11 protein-coding genes and 1 pseudogene are annotated in these 13,085 nt (G+C 72.1%); 5 read left to right on the plus strand and 7 right to left on the minus strand.

Going from position 1 to position 13,085, the window contains the following annotated elements; translation table 11 throughout:
• The coding region (locus tag N5I75_RS15025; protein ID WP_476677723.1) for an ATP-binding cassette domain-containing protein at nt 1-398 on the minus strand (398 nt) is incomplete at its 3' end.
• 102 nt (nt 399-500) lie between these two features.
• Entirely contained in the window at nt 501-1,412 is a 912-nt protein-coding gene (locus tag N5I75_RS15030) for a helix-turn-helix domain-containing protein (protein WP_476677725.1), read from the minus strand.
• 165 nt (nt 1,413-1,577) lie between these two features.
• Here N5I75_RS15030 and N5I75_RS15035 point away from each other — a divergent pair, with 165 nt between their 5' ends.
• Both N5I75_RS15035 and N5I75_RS15040 read left to right on the plus strand, forming a co-directional pair.
• A complete protein-coding gene (locus N5I75_RS15035; protein ID WP_476677727.1) occupies nt 1,578-3,173 on the plus strand; it encodes a nucleic acid/nucleotide deaminase domain-containing protein in 1,596 nt (531 codons plus the stop codon).
• Between the two features lie 56 nt (nt 3,174-3,229).
• A complete protein-coding gene (locus N5I75_RS15040) occupies nt 3,230-3,760 on the plus strand; it encodes an SUKH-4 family immunity protein (protein WP_476677729.1) in 531 nt (176 codons plus the stop codon).
• A 58-nt stretch (nt 3,761-3,818) separates the two neighbouring features.
• Here N5I75_RS15040 and N5I75_RS15045 read toward each other — a convergent pair whose 3' ends face one another.
• The gene (locus tag N5I75_RS15045; RefSeq protein ID WP_476677731.1) at nt 3,819-4,589 is read right to left on the minus strand and encodes an SDR family oxidoreductase; all 771 of its coding nucleotides are present in this window, start codon (nt 4,587-4,589) and stop codon (nt 3,819-3,821) included.
• Nucleotides 4,590-4,684: 95 nt separating this feature from the next.
• On the opposite strand from N5I75_RS15045, the gene N5I75_RS15050 reads away from it, so the two are divergent.
• Nucleotides 4,685-5,578 carry a sigma-70 family RNA polymerase sigma factor gene (locus tag N5I75_RS15050; RefSeq protein ID WP_476677733.1) on the plus strand — a complete coding sequence of 298 codons (894 nt, stop codon included), beginning with the start codon at nt 4,685-4,687 and terminating at the stop codon, nt 5,576-5,578.
• Nucleotides 5,579-5,688: 110 nt separating this feature from the next.
• Nucleotides 5,689-6,276: a TetR/AcrR family transcriptional regulator gene (locus tag N5I75_RS15055; protein WP_476677734.1), complete on the plus strand. Its 588-nt coding sequence runs from the start codon at nt 5,689-5,691 to the stop codon at nt 6,274-6,276.
• A gap of 41 nt (nt 6,277-6,317) precedes the next feature.
• Here the strand turns inward: N5I75_RS15055 and N5I75_RS15060 are convergent, their stop codons facing one another.
• Nucleotides 6,318-6,827 (minus strand): chorismate mutase, encoded by a 510-nt coding sequence (locus N5I75_RS15060; RefSeq protein ID WP_476677736.1) that lies wholly within the window; start codon nt 6,825-6,827, stop codon nt 6,318-6,320.
• 107 nt (nt 6,828-6,934) lie between these two features.
• On the minus strand, nt 6,935-7,510 hold the full coding sequence (locus N5I75_RS15065; RefSeq protein WP_476677738.1) for a hypothetical protein: 576 nt from the start codon (nt 7,508-7,510) through the stop codon (nt 6,935-6,937).
• A 219-nt stretch (nt 7,511-7,729) separates the two neighbouring features.
• On the opposite strand from N5I75_RS15065, the gene N5I75_RS15070 reads away from it, so the two are divergent.
• The gene (locus tag N5I75_RS15070) at nt 7,730-8,431 is read left to right on the plus strand and encodes a hypothetical protein (RefSeq protein WP_476677740.1); all 702 of its coding nucleotides are present in this window, start codon (nt 7,730-7,732) and stop codon (nt 8,429-8,431) included.
• A gap of 42 nt (nt 8,432-8,473) precedes the next feature.
• Here N5I75_RS15070 and N5I75_RS15075 read toward each other — a convergent pair whose 3' ends face one another.
• The gene (locus N5I75_RS15075; RefSeq protein ID WP_476677742.1) at nt 8,474-11,440 is read right to left on the minus strand and encodes a hypothetical protein; all 2,967 of its coding nucleotides are present in this window, start codon (nt 11,438-11,440) and stop codon (nt 8,474-8,476) included.
• A gap of 12 nt (nt 11,441-11,452) precedes the next feature.
• Nucleotides 11,453-13,085, minus strand: a pseudogene (locus N5I75_RS15080) (HSP90 family protein); the annotation flags it as partial.

Genomic DNA, 13,085 nt, shown 5'->3' on the forward strand with positions numbered 1-13,085 from the left:
TCGACGGCGACCCGGTCCCCGGCGGTGGGTCCGGCGAAGCCGCGCCGGTAGGGGTGGCGCCCGAAGGCGACGACCTCCGCGACCGTCAGCCCCTGGGGCGCGGGCCGCGACTGCGAGAAGAGGGTGACCTCGCGGGCGAACCGGCGGGGGCTGAGCAGGGCCGCGTCCCTGGCGGACGCCTCACCGGGCGCGCCGAGGGTGACCCGGCCGCCGTCCACCTTGTGCAGCCGGGACAGCGCGCGGAGCAGCGTGGACTTCCCGCTGCCGTTCGGTCCTACGAGGGCGGTGGCGCGGCCGGGTTCCAGGGCGATGGAGACGCCGTGGACGACGGGGTTGCCGCCGTGGCGCAGCACGAGGTCGTGCCCGCTGAGCGCCTGTGGCGAGGGGCTTGTGAGCATGAGGGGGTCCGGACGATCGCAGGGGTGAGGAGCGTGGCACCCCGCAACAACTAAGGGTTACCTAACTCGACGAAGGCTATATTCCGCTTGCCCGGTCGACAATCAGGAGTTCTCGCCACGCGATACGGGATTCCGGACATCCCCGGACGCGGCGTCCGACGCGGCCGACGCGGCATCCGACGCGCCGGCCGATGCGGCGAAGAAGGCGCCCGGCGTCGTCCCCGTCACCCGCCGGAACGCGGCGATGAAGGAGCTGGGCTGCGCGTAGCCGAGCACCTCGGAGATCGTCGTCACGTCGAACCCCTCGGACAGGAGCAGCAGCGCCCGGTGCACCCGGAGCAGTTGGCGCCACTGTGCGAAGGAGAGCCCGGTGGCCTTCCGGAAGGCGCGGGTGATCGTACGGTCGCTGGTGCCGAGGCGGCGCGCCCACTCCTCCAGGGAGCGGCGGTCGCCGGGATCGTCGAGCAGCGCCTCGGCGATGGCGTCTATCCGGTCGTCCCCGGGGAACTGCAGCGCGAACTGGCGCTCCGAGGGCTCGATGACGTCGAAGACGACCGCCTCCGCGCGCGCCCTGGCCGCCGCGTCCAGATCCGTCCGGGCCAGGTGGGTCAGCAACGACTCCAGCAGCGGTGTCATCGCGATCGACCTGGGCTCGTCGAACGCGATCGGCGTGCGCTCCGGGGCGAAGAAGGCGTCCGAGAACTCCGCCCCCGCCGTGGCCCGCCCCGCGTGCACCACACCGGCGGGCATCCACAGGCCGTGCCCCTCGACCACGGTGAGCACGCGGCTCCCGACCCGGGACGTCAGCGTTCCGCCGCGTACCCAGACGAGCTCGTGCAGGGGGTGCGAGTGCGGCGACCACTCGGTGGGGTCCCGCACGATGCGGAAGCCCGCGAGGATGGCACCGGCGGACTGCGCGCTCCGCGAGGGCACGGCCTCGGCCCGCCGCACCACGGTGCCGGTCTCCCGCCGCCACATCCCGGGGGCCGCGTCACCTCGGGACATTCGAACCATGGTGCGCAGTTTATCCGGGGGGTCGAACACTCGTCCCCACGCCTGCCCGGGGCGGGTTGTCACAGTCATGCCATAGCCGGCGTGCGCCTTCTCCCCCCTGTCAGTGCCGGTCGCTACCGTTTCCTGTGGGCATCACGAGCACGACGGGGAAGGGATGCACGGGGGATGGGCTACACGATTCCGGGCTGGCTGGACGACGTCCTGGACTTCATCGGGATCAACTTCCCGAACGTCGACGAGGACGACTACCGCGAAATGGCCACGGCGATGCGGGAGTTCGCCGACAAGTTCGAGGGGCACGGCGGCGACGCGCACAAGGCGTTCTCGCGCATCCTGTCGTCGTCCGAGGGCTGGGCCGTCGACTCGATGGAGAAGCACTGGGGCAAGATCAAGGCGAGCCATCTGGAGAAGGTCCCGGAGCTAGCGCGGCTCTTCGCCGACGCGTGCGACGTGCTCGCGGACATCGTTTTCGGGATGAAGACCAAGGCCGAGATCGAGCTGGGCGTCATGGCCGCCTCGGTGGGCATCTCGGCCGGTCTGGCCGTGGTCACGGGCGGGCTCTCGGCGCTGATCGGGGCCGCCGAGGTCGCCGCGATGCGCCAGCTCGTCAAGCGGATCATCGACGAGGCCGTGGACCGGATCGTCGACGAGGTCCTGGCCAAGATCACCGAGCCGGTCAACGCCAAGCTGGAGGCGATGGTGGAGGACATGGTCCTCGATCTCGCCGAGGGCGCGTTCAGCACGCAGACCGGCGGCGGGGACGGCAAGGGCGGCGGCCACGGCGGCATGCACCTCGCGTCGGCCAGCGGCGTCAGCGGTTCCGGGACGAAGGTCACGCACATCGACCACGTCGAGTTCGAGGACGGCGCCGGAAAGGTCTCGACACACGGCAAGGAACTGCACCTCAATGCCTCGACGCATCTGACGAAGGCCAAGACCGCTTTCGGGAAGAGCAAGGGAAAGGACCCGTTCACGCAAGCTTTCGACAGCGTTCTGCACGGCGCGCTGAACGGGTCGGAGAAAGCCCTCGTCAAAATCTCGAAACACATCACCGAGACCATTCCCGATCAGGTCAAGGCGGCGTCCAAGGTCCACAAGGACAAGGACCACGACGTCAAGGACAAAGTCAACAAGATCGACGCGAAGAGCGGCGCCGACGCGGAACAGCGGACCTATCTCCTGCATTCCGACGGGTCGATACAGCGCCTGCACCCGGACGGCACGACGGGAAAGCTCGACGACCACGACCGGATGCGCCTCGACGGCATCGCCAGGCCGGACGACACGTTCTACATCCCGAAGACCGACAAGGAGAAGGCGGACTTCCACGCCGACAGCGAGCACAAGAAGCGCGTCGTCTCGCAGAAGGTCTCCCCTTACGGGTACGACCTCGCCGAGGCCACGCACGCGGCGCGCAAGTCCCGCGGCGACGACAAGGGCACCAACTACGCCGCCGGCCGGTACTTCGACCAGGAGGGCCGGGAGTCCGTGCTGGTCGGCTACAGCAACAAGCTCGGGCACTCCGAGCGAATGATCGGCCGCCCGCTGATCCACGCCGGGCTGCAGGACGGTCTCACGGAGGTGTTCAGCTCACGCGAGCCCTGCCAGAAGAACCCGGTCTGCGCGCGATGGCTGAGCTATCACTTCAGCGACAACCTGCGAGTCACGCACGCGGCCGATTACTACGACGAGGCCGGAAAGACGACGAACAAGGAACACATCGCATACGTCAACAATCTGAAGAAAATCCTCAACCTCTGAACCGATAAGCCCTGTTGTAGGATGTGCCAGTGAACTTCTCCGTGACGCCGACAGGAATGACCGAAGCCTACGGTCTGGAAAACGTGGTCTTCTTTCCGCAGTACGCAGACGCGGACGTGGAGCCGAGATCAGGCACCCTGCTCAGCCTGGTGGGGCTGCCGCACTCCGACGTCTTCTCCTCGCGCATCGCCCCGGAGGACCCGTACTCCCCCGACTTCGACCCGGTGGCACTCGGCAGCCGCTTCGACCATTACGGATTCCCGTGCCCCGCGGAGAGCCGCCCGTGGTGGATGCTGGGGAATCTGTTCACGTCCCTCATCGCGTTCGACCCGAAGTCCGGAAAGGTGTACGCGTTCCCCGAGGGCGAGGAGGGGTACATCCTGCTGCACCGGGACGTCGAATCCTTCCTCTTCGCACTCATCGAGTTCCGCAAGTTGGAGGTCGACCACGACAACGAGACGGCTGAACCGGAAGAACTGAGCGAGCGGTTCAAACGCGTCGTCGGAGAGTTCGACCCCACGCCGTTCGCCGACGAGGACTCGCAGTGGAACCTGTCGCTGCAGGAGTTCGAGGACGGAATGTGGTGACCCGCGCTCCCGCGCGGGCGACCACCCCCTGAAGCCACTCCGCCCGCCCCCGGGAGGTTCACGCGGCCCGTTCGCTCAGGAACGACTCCCAGGTCCGGTCGCCGTGCACGGCGTGCGCCGACGCGAGGTTCACGCCCTCGCGGTAGGCGCGACCGGCCTTGCCCGGCATCCGCATCCCGAGGACCGGCCGCCGGCGCCCGGCGGCGGTCAGGTACGAGCGGACCACGTCGTCCATCGTGTACACCTTCGGCCCCGCCAACTCCGGGACCAGACCGGCCGGTTCGCCGAGCGTCAGCTCGACCAGCCGCCGCGCGACATCACGGACGTCGACCGGCTCAAGCCGCATCCCGGGCGCCGGGACGAACGGCAGCCTGGCCATCTTGGCGACCATCTGGTGCACCAGGTCGTGGAACTGGGCGGCCCGCAGCATCGTCCACGGAATCCCCGAACCGGTGATCGCCTCCTCCGCGGCGCGCTGCGTCGCGAACCAGGCCATCGGCATCCGGTCCGCGCCGATCACCGAGATGTGCACGAGGTGCCGCACCCCCGCCTCCCGAGCCGCCGCGACCAGCCGCGCGGCGACCACGTCGTCGCCCTTGGCGCCACCGGCCAGGTGCAGCACCGTGTCCACCCCGGCCAGCGCGGCGGCGACGCCCTCACCGGTCGCCAGGTCACCGGTGACGTACGTGATCCCCTCGGCGTCCGGGTGCGCGCCGCGGCTCAGCACCCGCAGCGGGCGAGCGGGCGCCGCCGCGCGCAGCAGCGGCAGCACGTGGCGGCCGAGCGTTCCGGTGCCGCCGGTGACCAGGATCGTCGCGTCAACAGTCATGATGGACCCCTCAGTTGATCGTTCGTGTGGCGTGCGGGTGGTGCACGGGTTGTGGTTCCGCTGCTCTGACACGCCGCTGTGGGGGGATGTGACAGATGGACGAGAAAAACTTCGGGACGGGTCTGCGGGGCGAGGTCTTCGAGGCGCACCGCCCGCACCTGCGGGCCGTCGCCCACCGCATGCTCGGCTCGCTCGCGGAGGCCGAGGACGCGGTGCAGGAGACCTGGCTGCGCGCTGCGGCCGCCGATGTCGGCGAGGTGCGCAACATCGGCGGCTGGCTGACCACCATCACCACCCGGACCTGCCTGAACGCCCTCCGCTCCCGCGCCGCGCGCCGAGAGGAGGACTTGCGGACCGCGTACGGCAGCGACCGCCCGGACGGCAGCCCCACCCCCGAGCAGGAGGTGGCGGCGGCCGACGCGGTGGGCATCGCGCTCCTCGTCGTACTCGACACGCTCACCCCCGACGAACGCCTCGCCTTCGTCCTGCACGACCTCTTCGCGGTCCCCTTCGACGAGATCGCCGCGATCCTGGAGCGCACCCCCGCCTCCGCGCGCCAGCTCGCCAGCCGCGCCCGGCGCCGGGTCCGGGGCACCTCCCCGGCCGCGCCGGACTCGTCCCGCCGACAGCAGGCGGTCAACGCGTTCCTGGCGGCGACCCGCGCGGGCGACTTCGAGGCGCTCGTCGCCCTGCTCCACCCGGACGTCGTCCTGACCGCCGACCCGGCCGTGATCCCCAGCCCGGAGCCGGTCGTCGTCCTCGGCGCGCACACGGTCGCCAAGGGCGCGATGGCCGCCACGGGACGCGCCCAGTTCACCGGCCCGGCCCTCCTGGACGGCGCCTACGGCCTGGCGATGGCCCCGCACGGCCGCCTGCGCGTGCTCCTCGCCTTCACGACCGACCCCGACAGCGGCCTGATCACCAAGATCGACGTGATCGCGGAGCCGGAGCGGTTGGGGGCGGTGGAGGTGGCGGTGGCGGTGGCCTGAGTCGGCACTGGCCTGAGTCGGAGCTGGCCCGCGCTGTCATCGAAGGCGCCCTGCGCCGTACGGCACCTCCGATACAGACCGTTCTCCTCACCCTTCGCTAACCTTGCCCCATGACCCAGAGCACAAAAGGGACCGGCACCTCGGAAGCGCGGACGCGGCTGCTGACCACGGCCACCCGGATCTTCTACGCGGAGGGGATCCACTCGGTCGGCGTCGACCGGATCATCGCGGAGGCGCAGGTCACGCGGGCCACGCTCTACCGCCACTTCAAGGGCAAGGAGGATCTCGTCCTGGCCTACCTCGACCTGGCGGACCGGGAGATGCGGCGGCAGGCCGAGGCCGCTCAGGCCGGTGCGGAGTCGGCGGCGGACAAGATCCGGGCCGTCTGCCGGACCATCACGGCGGGCATCCAGTCCCCCGGCTTCAGGGGCTGCGCCTTCCTCAACGCGGCGGCGGAGTACCCCGACCGGGACCACCCCGTGCACCGGGCCGTCCTGACGCACCGCCAGTGGTTCCTGGACACCGTCACGGAGCTGCTCGCGCGGACCGGCGAGACACCGGCCGAGCCCGCGGGCCGCCATCTCGTCATGCTCCGCGACGGCGCGATGGCCTCCGGCTGCCTCTCCGACCCCGTCCTGGTCTCCGAGACCTTCCTGGAGGGCGTGGAAGGAATCCTGCGGGCACGCGCCGCCGCCTGATCCCGGCCCGGTCGGCGCCGGGACCGCGTGGGCCCCGCTCATCAGCAGACGGACGCCGTCGCCGTGCGCAGCGCCCGACGGTGGAGTTCGTCGAGCCGCTCCCGCGCCGCACCCGTCGCGGCGGCCAGGGCGAGCCGCACCGCACAGCCGACGGGCCGCTCGCGCACCTGCTCGGTCTCCTTCAGCTCCCGCAACAGCGCGGTGGTCAGTCCGTCGAGCCGCTCCCGGATCCGGGCGAGATCGGGACGCGTGGAGGGGGCTTCGTCGGGATGCGCGGCCCAGCGGTCGTGGAGGCCCCGCTGCACAACCTTGCTCGCGGTGATCTGATCGCGGAAGAAGTCCGTCGCCGCGCCAGGGTCCACTCCGGCCCCGGCCGCCTGCTGACGGACCTGCGCCAGAACCTGTTCCTCCCTGACCGGGTCCTCGATGGGCGAGCCGGTCCCGTACTTGGACGCCGCCACGTCGTCGCTCACACGAAGCCGCTCGATGACGAGCCCGGTCAACGGGCCGAGCGTGCCGCCCGTACGACTCGGAGCGGAAGCAGCGCTCAAGTGCGCACTGTCGGCGCTGGCCTGAGGCCCCGTCAGCACAATCGCAACCACCAGAGATCCGACGGCGACGACACCCCAACGGTACGCGCCGCGACGCGACGAGGTCATCATCGGCTCTCCTTGGCGGCCCGGCCCAGGCGCAGCGCCGAGATGAGGAAGAAGACGCCGCCCGGGACCGCGTAGCCGATCGCACTGGTGAGGGTGGGCTCGTCGGCACCGGCCGACGCGACGAACGAGGCTCCGGCCAGGACCGAGATGCCGCCGCTGAGGATCATCGGCCACTGCCCGCCCATCGCGCGGCGCGGCACGGCGACGATGAGCTGGACGAGGCCGGACAGGACGGCCCAGGCGCCCCAGACGCGCAGGACGGCCGGGATGCCGGACGCGGAGGCGACGGCGACACCGACGGCCGCGGCGAGGCTGACCGCCATGTTCACGTAGAGCACCGCGGGTGAGGCGGCGGCCCGGGAAGCCCGCGCGTCGACGACGGCCGCGCCCACGTCGAACAGCGGGTACAGCGTGAGGAGCACGGCCGCGACCGGGCTGATCCTGTCGGCCATCGTGAACATCACGAGCGCCCACACGATGGCGAAGCCGAACCGGACGAAGTACAGCCGGCGAAGAGCGGCGGCGGTGCTGGTGGCGCCGGGCGAGGCGCTGGTGGTGGTGAGAGTGGTGGCCACGGTGATCCCTTTCGGCGGGCACGAACCGCGATCCGCGGTCCGCAAGAACGAACGTTCTGTACCCTCAGACTGGCAAGCGTGGTCGCGCCTGTCAAGACCGAACGTTCTATCCCTACCAGCGAGCGTGCACGTTTCCGCCTTCGCACCCTGGACTGGTGAACACCGAACGGTGAAAATGCCCGAAAGCACCGCCATTGCGCACCGGGGGGACGCGGGACGATGCAGATCATCGAGGTCACCGGCTACGCGGTCCGGTCCGCCGTGGTCACGATGAGAAGACCAGAGACACCGCTCGCATTCGTGCTCTTCCCGATGCTGCACGTGGCATCGCCGACGTTCTACACGCAGGTGCGCAGGAGACTCGCGAAGTGCGACCTCATCGTCATGGAGGGGATCCGCGGCAAGTCGGCCGCGGTGAGCACCCTGACGCTCGCCTACCGCTTCGCGCCGCGGCGCCGGCGCAACGGCCTCCAGGAGCAGCGCGACGCGCTGCTCCTCCCGGAATCCGTACCGGTCGTCCGCCCGGACGTGACCGCGGAGGAGGCGATGGCGGACCTGAAAGCCCTGCCTCGCTCGACATACATGCTGCTCATGGCCTCGGCCCCCGTCCTCGGCATGGTCTTCGCCCTACGCGGTCCGCGCGCGTTCCTGGACGAGGACCTGGCGGTCGACGATCTGCCGTCCACGCTGCGCGCGGAGATGCTGGCCGACAGCCCCGTCGAACGCGCGATCACCACCCGGCGCGACGAGCGGCTGCTCGACGCGCTGGGCGAGATACACGCGGACCGCGCCGACGAGCCGATCCGGGTGGCCGTCGTGTACGGGGCCGGGCACGTCCCGGCGGTGGTGTCGGGCTTGATGCGACGCCACGGCTACCGGCCGCGCGAGGCGGAGTGGCTCACGGTGCTCGTCCCGGAGTGAGACACACCGGACGGACGTGCGCCGTGCACGACGGCCAGTGACTCACTGATCCCGCAACCGCCCCGCCAGCTCCGTCAGCGGCCCGCACTCCTCCGTCCGGTTCAGCGCGGTGAGATGGCGGATCGCCGCGTCGAGGCGGGTGAGGGCCGGGGCCGGGCGTTCCAGGTAGAGGCCCTCGACGGCACCGGTGAGGCGGATGGCCTCGGCCCATTCCTCGGTGTGGGCGTCCTCGGGGCCCGGCTCCCCCAGCAGGGCCAGGGTCTTCTCCAGGGCGGCCAGGGAGTCCTCGTACGCGCCGACGTAGGCGTGCACGCGCCCGTGTTCGTAGGCGAGGGCGGAGTCGAGGGAGCGGCCATGGGCCTGGTAGCCGGCCGCTCGGGCATCGTCGGCGACCCGGGCGGCGTCGGCGAGGAGGGCGAGGGCGTCGCCGAGGCCGTCGGGGCCCTGTTCCTGGGCCTGCAGCCGGGCGACCTCGCGCAGGCCGTTGCTGACGTACTCGTAGACCGGCTCCTTGGCGTGGGCGGCCAGGGCCTGGCCCAGGGCATCGCGCGCGGCGCCGAACTCGCCGGACTCGGCGAGGAGCATGGCGGTCTCGGCGGCGATCATCGCGTGGCTGCCGGGGTCGTCGTCCCAGCTTGCCGACTCGGCCGCGAGGGTGACGCTCTCCGCGGTGGCCGCCTTGAGGTCGCCGCCCGCGTGCAGGGCGCGGGCGCGGGTGAGTCGCAGTTGGGCGGTGAGCCGGTCGTTCAGCTCGCCGCTGCTGACGTCCGGTTCGGCGAGGACGGAGTCGAGGAGGGCGATGCAGTCCTCGATCCTGCCGAGGTCGAGGCTGAGCTGTGCGGCGTTGCCGAACGTGCAGAATCCGTCGATCCGGCTGCCCTCGCGCAGCTGGGACTCCGCCGCGCGGATCAGGTGGCGCAGGGCCTCCTCGGGGCGGCCCAGGCGCATGCAGGCTTCCGCGAGGTCGCCGTGGAGGCCGCCCCGGTCGACCGTGCGGGCGGGCCAGTCGGCGGCGAGCCGGAGGGCCTCGGCGAGGTCCGCGTGGGCGGCCTGCGCGTCCCTCATGCCGAGTCGTACGCGCCCGCGCAGCCCGAGGGTGCGGGGCAGATGCCAGGCGGGGCCCTCCGTCCGCAGCAGGTCGAGGAGGGCGTCGAGGGCGGTGACCGAGGCGGCCAGGTCGCCCATGATGGCGTGGGTGCTGGCCCGCAGCAGCAGGGCGCTCGACCGCTGCGTGGCGATGCCGTGCCCGACGGCGAACGTGAGCAGCTGCTCCAGTTCGGCGTCGGCGGCCGCGGCGTGCTCCTTGCCGGGGGCCGTCTGCAGGCGGAGCCCGGCCGCGGTCGCCCGCAGGCGCAGCAGTCGCGCCTCGATGTGCGGCGTCAGACCGGCGGTCTCTCCCTGGAGGCGTACGACGGTGGCGTGGGCGCCGGTCAGTGCCGCCACCTTCGCCGCGACGGCGGCCGCCTCGCCCTCGTCCTCGTCGGCGCCGTCCTTCTTCGGGGGAAGCCCGGCGGTGGCCACCGCGGCGCCGGCGTGGCAGAGCGCCGCCCGCTCCGGCAGGCCCGCGTCCTCGTAGAGGCCGGCCGCCTCCTCGTGCAGTTCGGCGGCGAGGGCGTGGTCGTCCATGGTCCAGGCGCGCTCCGCCTCGTCGTTGAGCAGATCCGCGCGCAGGCGGAGGAGGGTGCCCACCTCCTCGGCGTCGGGGTGGACGTAGTCGCGGGCGGCGACGAGCGTGCGCAGGCGTTCCCAGCACGCGTCCGCGTCCGGATGGCCCTGCTCCGTCAACTCCCGTGCGCGCAGAATGAGTTCGGGCAGTGATTCGGGTACGGGCGTCGCGACCCGGGGGCTGGGGGCGGCAGCCGGGGCGAGCGGCTCGGCCACGTCGTCGAGGGCGCGGGTGCGCAGAGTCAGCTGCAGCGAGTCCAGGAGCGGGGCGAGCTCCAGGCGGGCGCGGCGGCGGTCGGCGTGCGCGGTGGTGCCGTTGCGGGCGTCGAAGCGGGCGGCGAGGTCGTCGGCGCGGCTCCGCACCTCGGCGTACAGGTCCGCCACGGTCCAGGCGCGGCCCGCGTACCCGGCGGTCGGGAGCGCACCGCGGCCGAGGGAGTCGACGCGGTGGAGGAGGGCCTCGACACCGGTGAGGAAGTCGAGCTGGTCGCGCGGCGAGTCCACCTCCTCGAACAGGTTCCGGTTCTCCGCGAGCAGCTCCAGGCCGCGCGCCTCGTTGCCGGTCAGCGCGCAGAACTCCAGGTGGCGGCCGACCTCGGGCGCCATCGAGGGGTTGCGGCGGCAGGCCCGGTACCCGGTGAGGTGCAGCTCCCGGGCGCGGTCGACGGCGCCGGTGCGCACCAGCGGCAGCAGGGCGTACGAGATGGAGCGGGCGGGCTCCTCCTGGCAGGAGTCCTTGCCCTGGAGGACGGGTTCCCAGACGCGCAGGGCCCGCGCGTCGTCGCCCGCCGCGAGGTGGAACCGGGCGCGCTGGCAGATCTCGCAGGCCTCGCAGTCGCTGAGCCGGCTGCGCGTGCGGCCCGCCCACAGCTCGTACGCGAGGGCGGTGTCCTCGCCGAGGTGTGCGGCGAGCTGGTACGCCTGGCCGTAGTAGGGCTGGAGGTCGAGCCCGGCGGCTATGTAGCGGTCGCGCATCTCGCCGAGCCACTGGCGCAGGCCGGTCAGCGGGACCTCGGGGAGCGCGAGCAGGGCGTTGGCCACCCACTTGAAGCGCCAGAAGAGCAGGTGTTGCAGACGGTGGTCGAAGACGTCGGGCCGCTCGTCGAAGAGGTTGAGCAGGCGGGCGAAGACGACGGGTGACTTACGGGGCTCGGCGCCGTAGGTGTACGCCTCCTGGAGTTCGAGGAGTGCGCGCACGAGCGCGGTCGTGTCGTCGAACTGCTCGGCCGCGTCGACGAGTTCCTCGGCGGTGACGGTACGGGTGCGGCCGTAGGGGCGCTGGTCGTTCGCGCGCAGCGCCTCGTACAGCTCGTCGGTGTTCTGCGGGAGGGTGATGGTCGGCATCGTCGGCGGTCCTTAGCTGTCCTTGCGGAGGGCGTGGGCGAGGAGGTCGAGGAAGGAGCGGTTGATGAGGCTCGACTCGGCGGGCCGCAGGGGGCGCCGGGAGAGCATCGCGGCCTGCCCGTAGAGGGCTTCGGCGCTGGTGCGGGCCAGCTCGGGCTCCTCGATGGTGACGGCGGTGCGGACCAGCGGGTTGAGCTGGTTGAGGATCAGCTGGGCGCGCGGCGCCTCCTGGCGCAGGGCGCCGAGGATGTCGCCCCACACGCCGCCCTCCTGCTCGCGGGCGAGCCGGGAGCGGGTGCGCTCGTGCCGGGCCTCGCGGCTGTCGACGAGCAGGGCGGGCGCGGAGGCCGGCTGGAAGGTGCGCAGCGCGACGTCGCAGTCGAAGACGGCGAGGGCGTCGCGGGCGCGGGCGAGGTAGGCCGCGGCGGCCAGCTCCGTCTCGCGGTCGACGGGGTCGAGGTGGGCGGTGAGGGTCTCCGGGTCGAGGTCGGAGACGGTGACCTCGGGCCTGATCTCGGGCAGCCGGTGGACGAGTTCGCGGTCGTAGGTGTAGCCGCCGTTGACGACACCGAGCCCGGCGGCCGAGGCGATCGCGGCGACATGCCGGAACTCCTCCACGCTGGCGGTGACGAGCACCGTGCGGTGGGTGCGGGCGAACTCGTCGAGGGTGGCGTGGCCCGCGGTCGTCTCGAAGGGCAGCCAGGGCAGCAGCATCCGCAGGATCTCGTCGTCGTGCACGGCGAGGGACTTCACGGCCAGGTGGTGGACCTGGAGGAAGCGGCCGAGCAGGTCCGGGTCCTGCGCGGCCGTCCTGGCGATCCAGGCCCGCAGCCGCTCGGCGAGCGCGTCACGGACGGCGGCCAGGGTGTCGTCCTCGTACAGCGACTCGCGCGACGCCGTCGGTCGCAGGCTCTCGGCGTCGACCACGCAGCGGGCGAAGAACGCCCACTCGGGCAGGATCTCCTCGGCCTGCTCGGACAGGAGCATGCCCTTGGCGTGCACGCGGTGCCCGTGGCGCCGCCCGGCGGGGACGGCCTCGGGCAGGATGCAGGCGACGCCCTTGAGCCCGACGGCGGGGAGGTCCAGCTCGATGGTGTCCAGCGGGGTGAAGCCGAAGACGTCCTCGCCGTACGCGGCCAGCGCGCGCATCCGTGCGCCGGGTGTGGGGTACTGCCGCGCCCAAGGGGCGGGCTCGGGTTGACGGGCGCGGCCGTGCCACCCGCCGTACCGCCCTTCGTACCGTCGGTGAAGGTCACCGGGTGGCGGAGCAGCGAGCCGAAGTGCCGTGCCAGCGCGTGCACTTGAGCCGGGCGGGTCCACTCGGCGGCGTCGGCGCGGGGCGTCAGCGTGACCGTCGTGCCGGGCCGGGGCCGGGCCGACGCGGGCAGCGTACGGACGCTGTACGAGCCGTCGCCGCGGCCCCGCCACTCCACGGCGGGCGCGCCGGGGGTGCGGGCGGAGCGGCTGACGACGTGGATCTCGTCCGCCACCAGGAAGCACGAGAGCAGGCCGATGCCGAACTGGCCGATGAAGTCGGCGCGCTGCTCGGCGATCCGCTCGGCGCGCTTGCTGCTGCGGCCGATCGTGGCGAGGAAGGTGTGCACGTCCGCCTCGGTGAGGCCGACGCCGTCGTCCTCAATCCGTA

The organism is Streptomyces sp. R818, assembly GCF_056172735.1.

Coding starts and splice junctions, on each gene's coding strand:
- N5I75_RS15035 (WP_476677727.1), top strand. CDS start 1,578: ATGGGCTACACGATTCCGGGCTGGCTGGACGACGTCCTGGACTTCATC.
- N5I75_RS15055 (WP_476677734.1), top strand. CDS start 5,689: ATGACCCAGAGCACAAAAGGGACCGGCACCTCGGAAGCGCGGACGCGG.
- N5I75_RS15045 (WP_476677731.1), bottom strand. CDS start 4,589: ATGACTGTTGACGCGACGATCCTGGTCACCGGCGGCACCGGAACGCTC.
- N5I75_RS15040 (WP_476677729.1), top strand. CDS start 3,230: ATGACCGAAGCCTACGGTCTGGAAAACGTGGTCTTCTTTCCGCAGTAC.
- N5I75_RS15050 (WP_476677733.1), top strand. CDS start 4,685: ATGGACGAGAAAAACTTCGGGACGGGTCTGCGGGGCGAGGTCTTCGAG.
- N5I75_RS15075 (WP_476677742.1), bottom strand. CDS start 11,440: ATGCCGACCATCACCCTCCCGCAGAACACCGACGAGCTGTACGAGGCG.
- N5I75_RS15070 (WP_476677740.1), top strand. CDS start 7,730: ATGCAGATCATCGAGGTCACCGGCTACGCGGTCCGGTCCGCCGTGGTC.
- N5I75_RS15030 (WP_476677725.1), bottom strand. CDS start 1,412: ATGGTTCGAATGTCCCGAGGTGACGCGGCCCCCGGGATGTGGCGGCGG.